Below are 17,938 nucleotides of genomic sequence, written 5' to 3' on the forward strand. Positions count from 1 at the left end.
GCGATACCTTGCCCGATACGAAAGATAACTCTTGTGTAAACAAAATCACGTGACTACCACTCACGTGCATGAAGACAGTTCTGGCATATGCGCTGCTCCTGCTGCCCCTTTGCCAGGCTTCGTCCCAAGAGCTGGCCAAAGTGAGCCAGCCCAAGATGAAGTCGCTGGTCACCTTTCCCATTGCGCTTTGGTTCTGGATTACGCGACCGCAAGGCCTACGGTGTCCTCTAGGTAGGCTGGTCGGGGCTGGTCATCCTCATCACCTTCAGGCTGCCGCATAGTCAGGCTATGGCCGACACTCCCACAAGTTCCCCAGCACCATAGCTGGCTACAATGGAACTCAGCATCGGAGGGAACGGGCTTGCTTGAACTGAAGTTGTTGAGGTCGCGGATCGGTATCGCGGGGTTTGGGATCATGATGATGGCAGGCACTGCTGCCGTGCGGGCGCAGCATCTCTCGGCCGATGGCGCCGGACAGACCTTCAACTTCCTTGTCGACCAGTACTTCGACAACATCTACTTCAAGTACTCACCCACCTCCGGCACCTCCGCCGGCCTGCACCAGTACGACACCCAGCTTGAGGACTACTCCGCTGCCGGTGTGGAGCATGAGGTTGCGGCACTGCATGAGATGGAGAAGAAGCTCGAGCAGATCGACCCCTCCGCGCTCGACGCCACGCCCGCCGGCGACTACGAGATGCTGCTCGGCCACATCCGCGGCCAGTTGCTCGAGCTTGAGACGATTCGCAGCTGGGAGAAGAACCCCGACAGCTACTCCAGCGGCGTCACCAACTCCATCTTCGTGCTCATGGAGCGCCCCTATGCGCCGGTGAACATCCGCCTGCGCGCGGCCGTCGAGCGCGAGCGGCTCATCCCGCAGGCGCTGCTTGAGGCCCGCAAGAACCTCAAAAACCCACCCCACATTTACACCGAGATCGCCCTCGAACAGATCGACGGCGACGTCAGCTTCTTCCAGAACGACGTCCCCGAAGCCTTCAAGGACGCCACCGACGCCGAGGCCAAAGCCGACTTCGCCAAGACCAACGCCGCAGTCGTCGATGCCCTCAAGAGCTACGGCGCCTGGATGAAATCCGACCTGCTCGCGCGCTCCAACGGCGACTTCCGCTACGGCGCCGACACCTTCCAGAAGGCGCTGCTCTACGACGAGGACGTCGACATCCCGCTCGACCATCTGCTGCAGATCGGCCTGAACGACCTGCACAAGAACCAGGCCGAGTTCGCTCGCGTCGCCAAAGAGATCGACCCCAGCAAGACGCCGCAGCAGGAGCTCGCCGAGTTGGCCACCATCCACCCCGCGCCGGACAAGCTTCTCCAGGCCTTCCACGACCGCTTCGACTCCGAGATCGCCTTCATCCGCGCAAAGCACATCATCACCATCCCCAGCGACGTGCAGCCCGTGCTCGAAGAGACGCCGCCGTTCATGCGCGCCACCACGCAGGCCTCCATGGACCCGCCGGGTCCCTTTGAGACGCACTCCAAGCGCGCCTACTTCAACGTCACGCTGCCGGAGAAGGACTGGTCAGCCGAGCGTATCGCCGAGCACATGGCCGCCTTCAATGTTGGCACCATCGTCTCCACCAGCGTGCATGAGGCCTATCCCGGCCACTACGTGCAGTTCCTCTGGCAGGACCAGTTTCCCTCCAAGGTGCGTCAGATGCTCGGCGTCAACTCCGCCATTGAAGGCTGGGCGCACTACTGCGAGCAGATGATGCTCGACGAAGGCTACGCGCAGCCCGCCTCACCGGACGACAAGGAGGGTGTGCGCCAGGCCCGGCTCATCCGCCTCGGCCAGCTGCAGGATGCCCTGTTGCGTGACGCGCGCTTCATTGTCGGCATCAGACTGCATACAGGTGTTGGTGGCGCCTTGACCACGGAGCAGGCCATCGACTTCTTCGTCAACCAGGGCTATCAGTCACGCGCCATCGGCGAGATGGAGACCAAGCGCGGCACCAGCGACGCGCTGTACCTGTACTACACGCTGGGCAAGTTGGAGATCATGAAGCTGCGCGCTGACATGATGAAGAAGGAGGGCGCGGCGTTCAACCTGCAGCGCTTCCACGACGAATATATGCGGCAGGGCCCGGCACCGATGAAGATCGTGCGTAAAGCCATGCTGCACGATAACAGCCCCGTGTTGTAAAGAGCCGTCGGCATACGGGGTTTGACGGTGCACGCTGCGATGCGTTCCAATCGACCTCGCTGCGATGCATAAAGAGAGATGTTCCGCACATGCGGAACAGGATGTGAGAGACAGGCAGACCGATGGCAGGAATGAAGATCCGCAAAGCAGTCATACCCGCAGCGGGCATGGGCACTCGTTTTCTGCCCGCAACCAAAGTGATGCCCAAGGAGATGTTGCCCCTGGTCGACAAGCCGCTGCTGCAGTATGGCGTCGAAGAGGCCGTCGCCGCCGGCTGCGACGAGGTCATCCTCATCACCGGCCGCGGCAAGGTCACCATGGAGGACCACTTCGACCGCGCCCCTGAGCTCGAGGCCTCGTTAGAGCGCCGCGGGAAGCTCGAGCTGCTCGAAGCCGTGCGTGAGGTCACCCGCCTCGCACGCATCGTCGTCACGCGCCAGTCCGAGCCTCTCGGTCTCGGCCACGCCGTCCTCCAGGCAAAGGAGATCGTCGGCGACGAGCCCTTCTGCGTCATCCTGCCCGACGACGTCGTCACCCACGGCGAGCCCTGCATGAAGCAGATGGTCTGCGCGTTCGAGAAGACGCAGTCCTCCATCCTCGGCTCGGAGATCGTCGAAGGCGACGCCATCCAGAACTACGGCTGCCTCGAATGCACCGTCGACGCTGACGACCCGCGCCTGCTGCGCGTCACCGACATGGTCGAAAAGCCCAAGCCGCAGGACGCACCCAGCCAGAACGCCATCATCGGCCGCTACATCCTCACCCCGCGCATCTTTCAGTTGCTTGAGGAGCTCAAGCCAGGCGCTGGCGGCGAGCTGCAGCTCACTGACGCGATCAAGGCCCTCATTCAGTATGAGAAGGTGTACGGTTACCGCTTCAAGGGCACACGTCACGACGCCGGTGACAAGTTCGGCTTCCTCAAAGCCACGGTCGATTTCGCCCTCGAGCGCGACGACCTCGGCCCGGCGTTCCGCGAGTGGCTCAGGACCAGGAACTTCTAGCCGCAGCCAGGCAAGGAGCAGATGTTGGAACAGGACCCCTCTTCCGGTGGGTGGTGGATGCGATACCGTGGCCTCACTCTAGGCATCATGCTGAGCGTTGCGTTGGCGATCCCCACGCAGCTTGACGCCCAGCGCAGGCCCCTTGACGCGCAGGACCCCGCCGCCACCGTCGACCACCAGCGCACGCGCCTCATCCTCAGGAACGGCACCTATCAGCTGGTCCTCAGCTATAAGGTCAACGGCAACGTCGTCGAATACCGCAGCGCGGAACGCAACGGCGAGCTCGAAGAGGTGCCGCTCAAGCTCGTCGACATGCCCGCCACGCTCGCCTGGTACCACCAGCAAGTCGAAGGCGTCCCTGCACCTCAGCAGGACGACCGCCCCGTTCTCAGCCCCGAGCTTGCAAAAGAAGAGGCCGATCGTGCCGCCTACTCGCCGGAGGTTGCGCCCAACCTGGAGCTCCCGCAGGAGCTCAGCGTCGTCGTCATGGACACCTTCGAGGGCACGCCTGAGCTCGTCCCCGTCCCGCAATACAACACCGATCTCAACCCCGAAACAGCGCACGCCGTGCTCAAGCAGGTGATCAACCCGCACTCCTCGCCACACCAGATATTGGAGCTCCAGCGCCCGCAGGCCGACGTCCAGCTGCACGTACCTGATCCTGTTTTCTTCGTCCGTGTCGGCAACGACCTGCCCGACACCGGCGGCGGTTTCACCGTCGACACCCACGGCGCAACCGGGCGCGAAACCCCGTCCGGCGGCGACGCTGGCAGCGCCTACGTCATCGAGCGTCTCGACGCCATGCAATACTCCCGCATCCTCGACAGCTTCAAGATCGACTGGCTCAACTCCGGCCGTCGGCAGCCGGACATCATCGAGACCCGCGAGCAGGACCTCCCCGGCGGCCACTGGCTCAAGCTCACTCCCACGCGCCCACTCGACTTCGGCGAGTACGCGCTCGTCGAGGTCGTCAGCGGCCATGAGCTCAACCTGAACGTGTGGGACTTCGGCGTCCACTCCGGCGCGAAAGAGAACGTCGAGGCCATCCGCCCGGAGACCCGCCGCCCCGCGACACTCACCCGCCGCAAGCCTTAGGTGTGTCTCGACCCCTTGATCGGAGCGATGTCCGTGATCGGCTTCGACGAATCGGCCACCGAGATGCGGTTTCGCCCCTCGGCCTTGGCCTTGTACATCATCGTGTCCGCGCTACGCACAATATCCTGCAGCGTGCCGCCGTCCTGCGGAAACGTCGCCAGCCCAAAGCTGCCGGTGATCGCGATGTTCATGCCCGACGATGCAAGGAAGGGCGTCGTTGCCAGCGCAGTGTGCAGCGCCTTGGCGAGTTCCAAAGCAGCAGGCTTGTCCAGCTCCCGCAGCAGACACACGAACTCGTCGCCACCATAGCGGAACGCCACATGCTCCGGACCGATTGTGCGCTTGATCACGCCGCCAATCTCCGCCAGCAGCCGCGACCCGATCAGGTGCCCATGCGTATCGTTGATGCTCTTGAAGTGGTCCAGGTCCAGAAACAGCAGCGAGAAGTGCTGCAGGTTGATCGGCACCACGCGCTTGCCGCCGTTCGTGCTTGCCTTGATCTCCGCTTCCAGCATGTCATAGAGGCAGCGTGCGTTGAACAGTCCTGTGCAGTCGTCCGTGATGGTCAGGTGGTGGATCAGCTTCACATGCCGCGCATTCTCCAGCGCAATCGCCGTGTAGTCGCACAGCACACGCAGAAACGAGATCGACGAGTCTGGCAGAAGGTCAAGCTTCGAATTATGTAGCTGCAGCACGGCCAGCGTGCGGTTGCCGTGCAAGATCGGCAGGCATGCAATCGACTGCAGGTGCAGCTCCGGGTGCGCCGCCGCATACTGGCTCCAGTCCGGGTCAACGGACACGTCCGGCACCACCAGCGGGTCGCCCGACTCCGCCACATACCCCGCAATGCCTTCGCCCAGCGGCAGCCGCACATCCTTCAGCAGCTCTTCGTCAATCCCCGCTGACAGCGCATAGCGCAGCTCCTTTGCGTCCTCGTCCAGCAGCAGCAGCGACCACTGCTCCGGCCCGAAGAAGTCTTCCATCTGCGCCATGATCGTGCGCAGCAGGTCTTCCAGTTTCAGGCTGGAGGTCAGCGCGCTCGCAACCTCGTGAAACACACGCAGACTCTCCAGCTGGCGGGAGTCGATGGACTCGATCTGGCGCTTCTCTCTCACGGCACGTCCAGGAGAAATGGGGGTGCGAGTGTCCCGGGACCTCACGGTCAACGCAGACAAACAGCTAAACCGTACCGGTGAAATGCAGCGCAGGCGTACAGGGTTTCATGCTGTGGAGCTGGGTCGTACGGGAGGTCGCGCAGTGCTCAGCCGCCGATATGTACCATGCTGCGCGAAGGTTTCAGGAACTCCGGCTCGCCGATGTGATGGCGCGCCTCCTTGCGTTCGATCATACTGCGTATCCGTGAACGCAATTCCACATCGTTCGCACCTCGCCGCATGGGACCAATCAGGTCGTGGTCGAATTGGGAAAACAGGCACGTCCGCACCTTGCCATCGCTCGTCAGTCGCACGCGGCTGCAATGCCCGCAGAACGGCTGCGATACCGGCGCGATGATGCCGATCTCTCCCAGCCCGTCATCGAACGTAAATCGCCGCGCCGTCTCTGAAGGATTGTTCGGCGGCAGCGCCACCAGCGGCCGCACGTTGTTCAATCGCGCAACAATCTCCGCCATCGGCACCACGGTCTCGGGTGTCCAGGTACGGTCTTCCTCCAGCGGCATAAACTCGATAAACCGCACGATCACGCCCTCGCGTCGGCTGAACTCCGCAAAGGCTTCAATCTGCCCCTCGTTGAATCCCCGTAGAAGTACGCAGTTGATCTTGATCGGCCCCAGCCCGGCCTTCTGCGCCGCGCGGATGCCCGCCTGCACGCGCTCAAAGCTTCCCGGCACCCGCGTAATCCGCGCAAACGTCTCCGCATCCACGGCATCCATGCTGATCGTGATCCGCGACAGCCCGGCATCCTTCAGGTCCTGCGCCATCGGAGCCAGCAGGTGCCCGTTCGTCGTCAGCGCGATGTCCAGGGGCTCCGTTGTAAATGGGCTGCGCAGTGTCGCCGTCTCGCGGATCAGGTCCAGCAGCCCGGCACGCAGCAGTGGCTCGCCGCCTGTCAGGCGTATCTTCTCAATGCCCAGCGAAACGAAGATCCTCAGCAGCCGCGCATACTCTTCCAGCGGCAGCTCGCTGTACTGCGCGCCATCGTTACCCGTCCGGCAGTACACGCACCGGTAGTTGCACCGGTCGGTCACGGAAAGCCGCAGGTCGGTAATGTATCGCCCATGGCTGTCGCGTAGCCGCTCCTCGCCTGCTATCTCTGTCGGCGGTGCGGTCTCGAGGATGGGAAGTGTAAGGCCCATAGTTCAAGGGTACGACGATTGGATGCAGCTCGCTGCTCTACAGAACTCAAAAAGCAGGAGCAGTGCGGACACACCTACGTGCCGTCACCATCTCCTGCTCGCTGTTTGTGGGTTGTGGCCTAAATCCCTACGCCGAAGTCGACGTCCTGGATCTGGTCGCCGGAGTGCGCATAGAAGTCATACGGCGTGCGGCGGTTGAACTTATACCGTTGGCGAATCTCACGGCCAACGATCACGCCCAGGGCAAGGGCCGTCAGGCCGGCCGAGACCCAGCCCACCGTGCGCAACACGTGGCTCTCCCGGCTTTCCGTCAGGTCGCCAATCTGGTCACCGAGTTTGCGGAGCGAACGTGACACCTTCATAGCCGAAATCATATCTCACCCGCAATCGAGTTGGGTATCGGCAGCAATGCCTCGAAAGTTGAAGCAGCCCATTACCACTTCGGCAACAGGTCTCAGGCCGATACGATTAAGGCTTAGACGCACCCGAACTGGAAGCGGTTGGTGCGCTCGCCGGAGCTGCCGCCGGTGCCGCTGCCGGCGCTGTCGTTGCAGGCGCGGACGAGCCGCTGTCGCCGGAAGCGGCAGGCTTGCTATCGGACTTGCCCTCGCCCCCCGCAGGCTTTGCGGAGGAGTAAAGGTCCTTGTACCACCCGCCACCCGCGAACTGGAACGACGGCGCCGTGATCGTGCGCTCCAGTTTGCCCCCGCAGTGCGGACACTCTGTCAGCTCAGGGTCGGAAAACTTCTGGATCTTCTCAAGCCGGCGATGGCACGCCGTGCACTCATACTCATAAAGCGGCATGTCTCTAGAATACAGCTACCCGCCACAGCCACCCACCCCTGCTTCTGTACAGCCATTTCCGCCCCGGCCTACAATCGCGCCATGCGATCCCGCATCCTTCTCGCGGCGTGCCTTCTCGGCGGTGCACTCAGCGCCCCCGCCCAGTCCTACGGCACGCGCCTCGACGGCCATCCCCTCGCAACGCTCGCCCCCGCGGGCAGCAAAGCGGTCGTCCTCTACTTCATAGCCACCGACTGCCCCGTCTCTAACCGCACCCTGCCGGAGATGCTGCGCGTTCGCAACGAGTTCCGCTCCCGAGGCGTTGCCTTCTGGTTCGTCTACCCCAACACCACAGAGACCCTCGCCGGCGTCCGCAACCACGCACTCTCCTACAACACCGGCTCCAACACCATCCTCGACCCCACCGGCTCGCTCGTCGCGCTCACCCACGCCCGCGTCACACCGGAGGCAGTAGTGCTCATCCCCCGCGGCTCCGCCTGGAAGACCGTCTACGCCGGCCGTATTGACGACCGTTACGTCCGTCTCGGCCTCGCCCGCCCGCAAGCCACGCAACACTTCGCGGAGCAGGCTGTTTCTGAACTCCTCAGCGGCAAACCCGTCCAGCCTGCCGTCGGCACACCCGTCGGCTGCGCCATCATCAACCCCAAGGCCCCACTCATGAACTCTGAGAGCATGGGCCGCACGCAGATGGGTGGCAGCCAGCAGTGAACGCGCGTCTCCTCCTTGCGCTGCTTCTCGCGGCCCCACTCGCCGCCCAGCAGCCTGCGACCACCCTCACCCCACGCGAGCACGATCTCATCACTTGGCGCGGCCAGATCGCACCCATCGTCTACAAAAACTGCACCGCCTGCCACCACACCGGCGGCTCTGCGCCGTTTGACCTCACCACCTACGCGCAAGCCAAACGCTGGGCCCCGCAGATGCTCGACGTCACGCAAAGCCGCTACATGCCGCCCTGGCTCCCCGCACCCGGCCACGGCAACTTCGCCGACAACCGCCGCATGTCCGACGCAGAAGTCGCCGCCATCAAGCAGTGGGTCCTCGCCGGCTCGCCCGAAGGCTCCGGCCACGCCCCCGCAGCGCCCGTCTACTCCAGCGAGTGGACGCTCGGCCCGCCCGATCTCGTCCTCACCATGTCCACGCCGCTACACGTTCCCGCCTCCGGGCAGGACCTCTACATGAACGTCATCCTCCCCACCGGCATCACACAGCGCCGCTGGGTCCGCGCCATGGAGATCAAGCCCGGCGACACCAATGTCGTCCACCACGCCAACCTCATCCTCGACCGCACCGAATCCCTCCGCCGCCAGCACCCCGCCACCTGGCAGCAGGGCATCCCCGGCATGGACATCATGGTCGACTCCGGTGACGACTTCGACCCCGACTCCCACTTCCTCTTCTGGAAGCCCGACTCCACCGCCCTCGTCGAGCCGCCCACCATGCCCTGGCGCCTCGATCCCGGCGACGACCTCGTCCTCAACCTGCACCTCAAGCCCACCGGCAAGCCGGAGACCGTCCGCGCCCGCATTGCGCTTTACTTCACGGACAAACCCGCCACGCAGCACCCGATGCTCCTCCAACTCGAAGACGACGCCGATCTCAACATCCCACCCAACGACCCCGACTTCGTCGTGCAGGACTACCTCAAGCTCCCCGTAGCCGTCTCGGTCCTCGGCATCTACCCGCATGCGCACTACCTCGGCAAGCGCCTCGAAGGCTGGGCAGAGCTGCCTGACGGCACCCGTCGCGACCTCATCCTCATCCCCAGCTGGGACATTGACCGCCAGAGCGTCTACCGCCTCGCCGCCCCACTGCACCTGCCCGCCGGCACCGTGCTGCACATGCGCTACACCTACGACAACACCGCCGCCAACATTCACAACCCCAACTCGCCCCCCATCCGCGTCAAGGCAGGCAACCGCAGTGTCGACGAGATGGCCCACCTCTGGCTGCAGGTCCTCCCTGACCCACCCGCCGAAGGCCAGCCTGACCCGCGCCTCGCCCTCGAACGCGCCTGGATGGAGAACCGCCTCCGCAAGAGCCCTGACGACGCCATCGCGCTCTACAACATGGCCGCGCTCGAAACCGCCGAAGGCAACAACACGCAGGCCAAGGTCCTCTACCGCCGCCTGCTCGCCCAGCGCCCCGACGACGTCCGCACCATGACCTCGCTCGCCGCCGCCACCGCCGCCGCAGGCGACTGGCAGTCCGCGCAGCAGCAGCTCCGCACCGCCATAGCCCAAGACCCCACCTACACCGACGCCTCCTTCGACCTCGCCGCCCTCGACCTCCAGCACGCCGAAACACAGCCAAACAAGCTCGCCGAAGCCGAACACCTCCTCACCACCATTACCACCGCGCACCCCGCCGACGCGCAATCGCAGCGCCTGCTCGCGCTCACCTACGCCACCGAAGGCCTCCTCGCCAAAGCCGTCGATCACCTCCAGGCATGGCAGAAGCTCGCGCCCATGGACCCCGAACCGCACCGCGCGCTCGCCCAGGTCTACGCCCAGATGGGCCAGCAGCCCGACGCCATCCGCGAGCAGAAGGCCGCCGTCGCCCTCGACCCCGCCACCGGCCAGCAGGCCGCCAGCGACTGGAGCGACCTCGGTGTCATGGAGGCCGAACTCGGCAACCGCACCGCCGCAAAACTAGACTTCCAGCGCGCCCTCCAGCTCGACCCCACCCTGGAAGCCGCCCGCAACAACCTCAGCAAGCTCTAAGGAAGCTCTGAACAAGTGTCCTGCTTTGAAGGGGCGGGACTTCAGTCCCGCCGTAAAGTCCCGAAGTCAGTGTGGCTTTAGCCACGGAGGGAATGCTCGCGCGCCAGTTCAGATTCTCTAATGCCGCGCTACCCCGCCAGCCCCAACCGCTCCCGATACGCTGCGCGCTGCCGCCCCAGTTCTTCATAGTTCTTCTCCGCCCACAACCAAACGCTGCAGAACGCCTCTCCCAGGCTCTCTCCCAACGGCGTCAGCGCATACTCCACTCGCGGCGGTACTACTGGATACACCGTGCGCGTCACAAAGCCATCGGCCTCCATCTGTCGCAGCGTCTGCGTCAGCATCTTCTGGCTGATGCCCGCCACCAGCTCCGCCAGTTTGCTGAACCGTACCACGCCATGCTGTGCCAGCGCCTCCAGCAGCAGCATCGTCCACTTGTCCGCCACCCGGCCTATAATCTCCGTCACCAGCTGCTCTACTTCTGGCGAGGACACACGGCCGTCCGGCGCCTGAAAGTGCAGCGCATCGGCCTTCTTGCCGTGCTTCTTAAGTTTTTTCTTCTCGTTTTTCTTTGATTCCTTCATTTCTCACCATCCGGTAAGTCACATACGAAAAAGTGCCTACTTCCCATTCGTGCCTAACTCTCTTATCGTAAGTCAAGAAGGAGCTTCACCGCAATGAATCTGCAAACCAGCAACACCATCCTCATCACCGGCGGCGGCTCGGGCATCGGCCGCGGCCTTGCCGAAGCGTTCCACAAACTGGGCAACAAGGTCATCATCGCGGGCCGCCGCAAGAGCGTGCTCGACGCCGTCGTCGCCGCCAACCCCGGCATGGCAGCCGAAGTCCTCGACGTCCAGGACACCGCCAGCCTCAAGACCTTCGCCGACACCATCGTCGGCAAGTACCCGGCGCTCAACGTCCTCATCAACATGGCGGGCATCATGCAGCCAGAAAACCTCGTCGAAGGCGCTGACCCCACCGTCATCGACGCCACGATTGCCACCAACCTCACCGCGCCGATGCACCTCACCGCCGCGCTGCTGCCGCACTTCAAGCAGCAGCCACACGCTACTGTGATGAATGTCACCTCCGGCCTCGCGTTCACGCCGCTGGCACTCACGCCCACCTACTGCGCCACCAAGGCGGCCATCCACTCATGGTCCATCTCGCTGCGCTATCAACTCCGCAACACCTCGGTTCAGGTCCTAGAACTCGCTCCGCCCTATGTGCAGACCGAGCTCATGGGCGAGCATCAGGCCTCCGACCCCCGCGCCATGCCGCTCGCCGACTACCTCGCCGAGGTCATGAACATCCTCGCCACCCAACCCGACGCGAAGGAGGTCCTGGTCAAGAACGTCTACCCGTTGCGCTTCGCCGGCGACTTCAACGCCGAGAAGTTTTACACCTTCTTCGAGACCTTCAACGCCGCCATGGCCAGCCACTAAACTCTGCCTGCCGGGTGCCCCATTCATGACAGCTCTATCGTCATGAGTGGGGTGCGGGCTGACCGGACTCGCACAACCTTGCGGTGGCGTTGCATTAGTGGATGGCGATCAGCAGTCCACCACTCATCCCAAGCGACTGCGGATGGCCCTGCGAAAAGCCATAGTCATACGCGGGCTCCAGAAACCATCCAAACCGGTGTCTCCGCGCCGGCCAGAACATGAAGTCGCCGGCAACCTCAGCGGCAACCGAGTCGGTCGTCGCCCTGTTCTGCCTCTGGTGTACCCACTCCGGCCCCGCGCCCAGCATAAACTCCGCCTTGCGTGAGAGAGTCCACGGTTTCTTGAACAGGAAGTCGACATCCCACTCAGTAACCCCGTGGCTGGCAAAGCGTGACACTCCGGCCTCCAGCTCCAGTTTGTCTTCAATCGGCGTGGTCTCCACGGCGATGTTGGGCGCAAAGGTAGTGGCGCCTCCGCTGGTGTCCCAGTTGCTGGCCGCGCCAAGCTCCAGAATGGCCGCGGATTCCTTCTCTTCGACAGGTTTGTTAGAACGGTTCACTGTGCTTTGCCCATAAACGGTCCAGCACAAAAATAGAAAGGCGCAGGCAGCCGCGTGCGCGCGAATGCGAGTAAGCATGGAAGCTCTCCAGGTGAAGTGAGTTGTACGTGGAGCGCGAAGGACCGCGCCGAGGCACTCTAGGAAGAAACAGCCATGCGGGGCGGCCGGAGGAAAGGCAGGCGTGGCCTTGCAACAGGCGTGGGCTTTTCCACGGCGGCTACAGCGCTCTCCGGTCGAATCTCATGCAGAACGGTGCTGCCAGTCGGGGGCCAGTGAAACCCGCAACACGTGCAAACGCCGTTACAGTCATCCGGCTCAACCGGCGCAGGTTGATGCACCAAAGGGCGTGACGAGGACGCCACCAACGGCACCTGCGGGCCATCGCAGCGGTCGCAATGGGGTGGGCACACCGTCAGCCACACCAGCAACAGACACGCGAGCCACGCGGCTGCGCGAGCGATGGTTGTGGTGGCACCCTTCATGTCAGCATCATAATGTCCAGGGCGCCGGTGATATCGTCGTCTCGATGAGAATTCCGGTCCTCGCACTCGCCGCGACGCTGCTCCTTGCACCCATCATGGTCTCCGCCCAGTCCATCGCCAACACCCCACCCATGGGCTGGAACAGCTGGGACGCCTACGGCCTCACCATCACCGAGCCGCAGTTCCGCGCCAACGTCTCCGTCCTCAAGGCCAAACTCGCCCCCTTCGGCTACAACTACGCCGTCATCGACGAGGGCTGGTACTTTGAGAACCCGCAGGACCGCGACCACCCTGGCACCCTGCACTACGCCATCGACCCCACCGGGCGCTACGTCCCCGTCCCTGCGCGCTTCCCGTCCGCGGCAGAAAACGCGCAGTCCTTCATCACCCTCAACGGCAGCGCCAAGCCCAAGCTCGCCGCCACCATCGAAGGCACCAGCTTCAAGGCACTCGCCGACTGGGTGCATAGCCAGGGCCTCAAGTTCGGCATCCACATCATCCGCGGCATCCCGCGCGTCAGCGTCGAGCGCAACCTTCCCATTGAAGGCTCGGCCTTCCACGCCATGGACGCCGCCGACACCACCGACGCCTGCCCCTGGGACCCCACCAGTTGGGGCGTCAAGGACACTCCCGCCGGACAGGCCTGGTACGACTCCCTGATGAAGCAGTACGCAGACTGGGGCGTCGATCTCATCAAGGTCGACTGCATAGGCGACCACCCCTACAAGCTCACGGAGATCAAGCAGATCCGCCGGGCCATCGATAAGACCGGCCGCCCCATCGTCCTCAGCCTCTCACCCGGCCCCATGAACCTCATCTACGCGTCCGAGGTAGGTGACTTCGCCAACATGTGGCGCATCTCCGACGACGAGTGGGACGTCTGGGCCTCCACCAAGAAAGGGCCGCAGGGCATCTCAAGCTTCCCGCAGGGTGTCAAAGACCAGTTCCCACGCCTCGCCAGTTGGGCGCAGTACGCCAAACCCGGCACCTGGCCGGACGCCGACATGCTCGCCGTCGGCGTCCTCGGCCCGCACCCCGGCTGGGGCGACCCGCGCAACTCGCGCTTCACGCCTGACGAGCAGCGCACGCTCCTCACCCTCTGGTCCATCGCCCGCAGCCCGCTCATCGTCGGCGCCAACCTCACCCAGCTTGACCCCGCAACGCTCAAGCTCCTTACCAACAAGGAGGTCCTCGCGCTCGATCAGCAGGGAACCAACCAGCATCAGGCCCTGCAGGAGGGCGACCTCATCGCCTGGCGCTCCACCCTGCCAAACGGCCACGAAGCCCTCGCCCTCTTCAACCTCGGCGACAAGCCGTTGACCGTGCAGCGCACCCTCGCCTCCATCGACCCCGCTCTCGGCGGCCAGCAATGGAAGGCCCGCGACGTCTGGGCCGGCCAGTACCTCCCCGGCATCCTCACCAGCCTCAACACCAAACTCCCCCGACACGGCTGCCAGCTCCTACTCCTCCACTAAAGGACCACCTGTCGCCGCTCGTGCTTTGGCAGTCCCCTTTTGTTTGTTATTCCGCAGGGAATCTGCTTCCCAACCCGCCACCACTTAGGTAGCCCGATCCTTCAGGCTCGGGTCTCACAGAAGCATCACGAAGAAGGGGCTTCAGCCCCAAGGTTTGCTTTCCCCCGCTTGACAGACCATTTAGAATAGAAGCATCTACCGCAGAGACAGCGTGACCCGAGGTCAGGCTCTCCGCATCGGCTCTGCGCCGACGTAGCTGAATGCTCTTGATAACCAGGTAACCACCGGAATGGTTACGAGCCTAACCCCTTATTCATGCGGATCATAGCCCCAAAACCGGGGGAGGGGCAGTGGCCGAAACTAGTCGATCGGCTCCATGCTTGTGAACCGGCTCTCCACCTCAACCAGGCTCTCCGCGGTCAGCTCATCGGCCTGCCGAAGTGCCGGGAAGAACACGCTCCACAGCCCCGTCACCGTCAGGCTGGCTATGCCGCCGATCACCACCGCCCGCACTGCGCCCCACCAGTGGGCAGTCAGGCCGCTCTCATACTCGCCCAGCTCGTTGCTGGCGCCGATGAACAGCCAGTTCACGCTGCTCACCCGCCCGCGCATCTCGTTCGGCGTAGCAAGCTGCAGAATGCTCGACCGCACCACCACGCTGGCCATGTCGGACGCCCCGATCACCAGCAGCGCCACGCAGCTCAACCAGATGTTCCGGCTCAGCCCGAAGACCACCGTGGCCGCGCCAAACACGGCGACACAGCTCAGCATCGTCCGCCCGGCACGCCGCCTGATCGGCAGCAGCAGCAGCGTCATGCTGACGACCAGCGCCCCAATGCTCGGCATCGCACGCAGCAGCCCTAGCCCGCTGGCGCCCGAGTGCAGAATCTGCGAAGCAAAGATCGGCATCAGGCTCACCGCGCCACCCAGCAGTACGGCAAACAGATCGAGCGAGATGGAGCCCAGCAGCAGCCGCGTGCTCGCCACATACTGCAACCCGGCGAGCATCGTCTTCACCGTGAACGCCTTCGGTGCTCCTGCACCGCGCGGCCGTACCACGCTGATGAAGGCCAGAAAGCACGTCAGGCAGATCAGCGTAAAGCAGTACACCAGCGGCGCACCGTTTAGCATCGCCAGCCGACCACCAAACAGCTTGCCGATAGCGACAGTGAACAGCAGCCCACCAATCATCGGCCCGGTAGCATTGGCCACCTGGTACACGGTAGCGCCCCAGGTCACGGCGTTCACAAAGTGCGCCTCGGGCACCAGAGTCGGAACCAGCGCGCTCGCAGCCGGCCCGCTGAAGCAGCGTCCCGTGCCGATCAGGAACAGAATCGCGTACACGAGCCAGATGTTGGTGGAGTGGTGCAGCGCCAGCCACAGCAGCAGCGAAGTCGCCACAGCCTGCAGGCTGTAGCAGGTGATGATGATGGCGCGCCTGTCGTAACGGTCTGCCACATGCCCCGCCGGCAGCACGAAGAACAACCCTGGTAGAAACAGCGCCAGGCCCGTGTTGCCCAGCGCCAGCGCGGAGTGCGTGATCTGGTACACCTGCCATGCAACGCCCACGGCCTGCGCCTCGGCTCCCATGATGCCCAGCACCCGGGCCGCGGAGTAGAAACGAAAATCGCGCGACTGCCACGCAACTGTCGGGCTCAGGGCTGTTGTCGGACTCAGCTTCGGCTGGTCCTGCTGCTCTGTCTCGTCCATAACTGCTTCTATGCTGACACACTCGCGCGATAGTCTGTTGAACGGCCGCACTCGGTATCATGGAGAAGATGGAAACCACAGAACAGCTCGGCGCTCTGCTCACCGAGACCCGCAACCCAGCCTCCGCGAATCTCGACCAGCTCTCCACGCTGGAGATGCTCACTCTCATAAACGCCGAGGACGCCAAGGTTGCAGCAGCCGTCCATGCCGAACTGCCTGCGATTGCCAAAGCCGTGGATGCAATCGCCGCACGCTTCAAGCTGGGCGGACGCCTCTTCTACACCGGCGCTGGCACCAGCGGCCGTCTCGGCGTGCTCGACGCCAGCGAGTGCCCACCCACGTTCTCCGTGGATGCGGATCTCGTACAGGGCCTCATCGCCGGTGGTGACAGCGCGCTAAGGCTCTCCAGCGAGCACTCCGAGGACAGCCGCGGCGAGGGCGCGCGCGACCTCGCCGCGGCAGACTTCAAGGCCCTCGATACCCTGGTCGGCATCGCCGCCAGCGGCCGGACACCCTACGTTCTCGGCGCCGTCGAATACGCAAAGTCGCTCGGTGCGCTGACGATCGGTCTGAGTTGCGTGCCCGGCTCAGCGCTGGCGAACGCCACGGAGATCGCCATCACGCCAGTGACAGGCCCCGAAGTCCTCACCGGCTCCACGCGCATGAAGGCAGGTACCGCCACCAAGCTGGTGCTCAACATGCTCTCCACTGGCGTGATGGTCCGCACCGGCGCGACCTACGGCAACCTGATGGTGAACGTGCGTCCCACCAATGCCAAGCTGGTGGACCGCGCGCACCGCATCATCATGGCCACCACCGGTTGTGACCTTGCCACCGCAACGGCGCTGCTCACCGCCTCCGGCGAGAGCGTGAAGACGGCCATCGTGATGCAGAAGTTGTCGCTTGACTGCACAGCCGCTGAAGCCCGGCTCGCAGCGGCGCAGGGTTCGCTTGCAGCGGCACTCGGCTAGCCAAAGAGCGTCGGCTTGCGCGGCATCTCGATGCCCAGATGTTCGTACGCAAGCCGCGTGGCAACCCGGCCGCGCGGTGTGCGGTCCAAGAAGCCGATCTGGATCAGGAATGGCTCGTAGACCTCTTCGAGCGCGTCCTGCTCCTCGGCCAGCGCGGCGGCCAGTGTATTCAATCCAACCGGGCCACCGTCATACTTCTCGATGATCGTCCGCAACAACCGGCGGTCGAGCTCGTCGAAGCCGTGCGCATCGACCTCCAGCATCTGCAGCGCCGCTATGGCAGTCGCGCGGTCGATCTGGCCTGAAGCGCGTACTTCGGCGTAATCACGCACCCGGCGTAGCAGCCGGTTGGCGATGCGGGGTGTTCCACGCGACCGCATCGCGATCTCTGCAGCGCCGTCACGGTCGATTGGTACGCCCAGTACCTCGGCCGAGCGCTCCACCACGAACCGCAGTTCGTCGTCGGTGTAGAACTCCAGCCGCAGCATAATCCCGAAGCGGCTGCGTAGAGGCGAACTCAGCAGCCCGGGCCGCGTAGTCGCCGCCACAAACGTGAACGGATCGATCCGCATCACATGCGTACGCGCGCTCGGGCCGGTCCCGATCATGATGTCCAGCTGGTAGTCCTCCAGCGCGGTGTAGAGCTTCTCTTCCATCACGGGCTGCAGTCGATGGATCTCGTCGAGAAACAAGACCTGCTTTGCCTTCAGGTTGGTCAGGATCGCCGCCATGTCGCCCTGTACCTGCAGGGCCGGTCCACTGGTCTGCTGAAAACCGACCCCCAGTTCGTTAGCGATGATTGTTGCCAGGGTCGTCTTGCCGAGTCCCGGAGGACCGAAGAGCAGGACATGATCCAGAGCTTCGCCTCGGGACCTCGCTGCTTCGAGGGCGATCGCCAGTTGCTCCTTGGCCTTGGTCTGCCCGATGAATTCTGCCAGGTGCCGTGGGCGGAGCTTCAATTCGACTGCGTCGTCGTCCTCGATCTGGCCGGCTGAGACCAGCCGTTCCGCTTCCGCGCTCTTTCGGAGGGTGGCTGCTGTGCCCAATTTACGCTTTTGCTCAAAGTCCATGCTTAGGCGATGGTAAGGCGAAGCTGCTCGCGAAGCAACGACTCAAGGGCGGATAGAAGCGTTAGGCAGGCCGGGCTGTAATTCCAGGAGACGGCCGGCAGACCCTCAAAACCGCACCCTGCCAA

16 protein-coding genes are annotated in these 17,938 nt (G+C 63.9%); 8 read left to right on the top strand and 8 right to left on the bottom strand.

Translation table 11 applies throughout. The features are described from left to right. Positions 1-361 precede the first annotated feature (361 nt). The 3 genes from GOB94_RS09850 (at position 362) to GOB94_RS09860 (ending at position 4,257) form a co-directional block, all read left to right on the top strand. Positions 362-2,161 carry a DUF885 domain-containing protein gene (locus GOB94_RS09850; protein WP_346265616.1) on the top strand — a complete coding sequence of 600 codons (1,800 nt, stop codon included), beginning with the start codon at positions 362-364 and terminating at the stop codon, positions 2,159-2,161. A gap of 122 nt (positions 2,162-2,283) precedes the next feature. Continuing rightward, positions 2,284-3,162: a UTP--glucose-1-phosphate uridylyltransferase GalU gene (gene galU, locus GOB94_RS09855; protein WP_182275762.1), complete on the top strand. Its 879-nt coding sequence runs from the start codon at positions 2,284-2,286 to the stop codon at positions 3,160-3,162. Positions 3,163-3,183: 21 nt separating this feature from the next. Beyond that, positions 3,184-4,257, top strand: a complete 1,074-nt coding sequence (locus GOB94_RS09860; RefSeq protein ID WP_255483824.1) for a hypothetical protein — start codon at positions 3,184-3,186, stop codon at positions 4,255-4,257. Here the strand turns inward: GOB94_RS09860 and GOB94_RS09865 are convergent. From GOB94_RS09865 to GOB94_RS09880, 4 genes are all read right to left on the bottom strand, one after another. After that, entirely contained in the window at positions 4,254-5,372 is a 1,119-nt protein-coding gene (locus GOB94_RS09865) for a sensor domain-containing diguanylate cyclase (RefSeq protein ID WP_182275763.1), read from the bottom strand. The two genes, GOB94_RS09860 and GOB94_RS09865, sit on opposite strands and share 4 nt — an antisense overlap. A gap of 146 nt (positions 5,373-5,518) precedes the next feature. After that, on the bottom strand, positions 5,519-6,571 hold the full coding sequence (gene moaA, locus GOB94_RS09870; protein ID WP_182275764.1) for a GTP 3',8-cyclase MoaA: 1,053 nt from the start codon (positions 6,569-6,571) through the stop codon (positions 5,519-5,521). A gap of 119 nt (positions 6,572-6,690) precedes the next feature. Then, positions 6,691-6,933: a hypothetical protein gene (locus tag GOB94_RS09875; RefSeq protein WP_255483825.1), complete on the bottom strand. Its 243-nt coding sequence runs from the start codon at positions 6,931-6,933 to the stop codon at positions 6,691-6,693. Positions 6,934-7,039: 106 nt separating this feature from the next. Continuing rightward, the gene (locus GOB94_RS09880) at positions 7,040-7,375 is read right to left on the bottom strand and encodes a zinc ribbon domain-containing protein (protein WP_182275765.1); all 336 of its coding nucleotides are present in this window, start codon (positions 7,373-7,375) and stop codon (positions 7,040-7,042) included. A gap of 81 nt (positions 7,376-7,456) precedes the next feature. On the opposite strand from GOB94_RS09880, the gene GOB94_RS09885 reads away from it, so the two are divergent. Next, the gene (locus GOB94_RS09885; RefSeq protein ID WP_182275766.1) at positions 7,457-8,083 is read left to right on the top strand and encodes a redoxin domain-containing protein; all 627 of its coding nucleotides are present in this window, start codon (positions 7,457-7,459) and stop codon (positions 8,081-8,083) included. Next, positions 8,080-10,098 carry a cytochrome c gene (locus GOB94_RS09890; protein WP_182275767.1) on the top strand — a complete coding sequence of 673 codons (2,019 nt, stop codon included), beginning with the start codon at positions 8,080-8,082 and terminating at the stop codon, positions 10,096-10,098. Before GOB94_RS09885 ends, GOB94_RS09890 begins: the two co-directional genes overlap by 4 nt. Positions 10,099-10,226: 128 nt before the next feature. On the opposite strand, the gene GOB94_RS09895 is transcribed toward GOB94_RS09890, so the two are convergent. Then, complete coding sequence (locus GOB94_RS09895; protein WP_182275768.1) at positions 10,227-10,682, bottom strand: helix-turn-helix domain-containing protein; 456 nt, start codon at positions 10,680-10,682, stop codon at positions 10,227-10,229. 93 nt (positions 10,683-10,775) lie between these two features. Here GOB94_RS09895 and GOB94_RS09900 point away from each other — a divergent pair, with 93 nt between their 5' ends. Beyond that, on the top strand, positions 10,776-11,546 hold the full coding sequence (locus tag GOB94_RS09900; RefSeq protein ID WP_182275769.1) for an SDR family oxidoreductase: 771 nt from the start codon (positions 10,776-10,778) through the stop codon (positions 11,544-11,546). A 94-nt stretch (positions 11,547-11,640) separates the two neighbouring features. On the opposite strand, the gene GOB94_RS09905 is transcribed toward GOB94_RS09900, so the two are convergent. Further along, a complete protein-coding gene (locus GOB94_RS09905; protein WP_182275770.1) occupies positions 11,641-12,105 on the bottom strand; it encodes a hypothetical protein in 465 nt (154 codons plus the stop codon). A 526-nt stretch (positions 12,106-12,631) separates the two neighbouring features. Between GOB94_RS09905 and GOB94_RS09910 the strand changes: the two genes are divergently transcribed. Beyond that, a complete protein-coding gene (locus GOB94_RS09910) occupies positions 12,632-14,062 on the top strand; it encodes a glycoside hydrolase family 27 protein (RefSeq protein ID WP_220464910.1) in 1,431 nt (476 codons plus the stop codon). Positions 14,063-14,422: 360 nt separating this feature from the next. Here the strand turns inward: GOB94_RS09910 and GOB94_RS09915 are convergent, their stop codons facing one another. Further along, complete coding sequence (locus GOB94_RS09915; RefSeq protein WP_182275771.1) at positions 14,423-15,772, bottom strand: MFS transporter; 1,350 nt, start codon at positions 15,770-15,772, stop codon at positions 14,423-14,425. A gap of 59 nt (positions 15,773-15,831) precedes the next feature. Here GOB94_RS09915 and murQ point away from each other — a divergent pair, with 59 nt between their 5' ends. Beyond that, positions 15,832-16,743 (top strand): N-acetylmuramic acid 6-phosphate etherase, encoded by a 912-nt coding sequence (gene murQ, locus GOB94_RS09920; protein WP_182275772.1) that lies wholly within the window; start codon positions 15,832-15,834, stop codon positions 16,741-16,743. Here murQ and ruvB read toward each other — a convergent pair. Continuing rightward, entirely contained in the window at positions 16,740-17,813 is a 1,074-nt protein-coding gene (gene ruvB, locus GOB94_RS09925; RefSeq protein WP_182275773.1) for a Holliday junction branch migration DNA helicase RuvB, read from the bottom strand. The two genes, murQ and ruvB, sit on opposite strands and share 4 nt — an antisense overlap. Between the last annotated feature and the right edge of the window lie 125 nt (positions 17,814-17,938).

It is taken from the genome of Granulicella sp. 5B5 (assembly GCF_014083945.1).
Taxonomy (GTDB): Bacteria; Acidobacteriota; Terriglobia; order Terriglobales; family Acidobacteriaceae; genus Granulicella.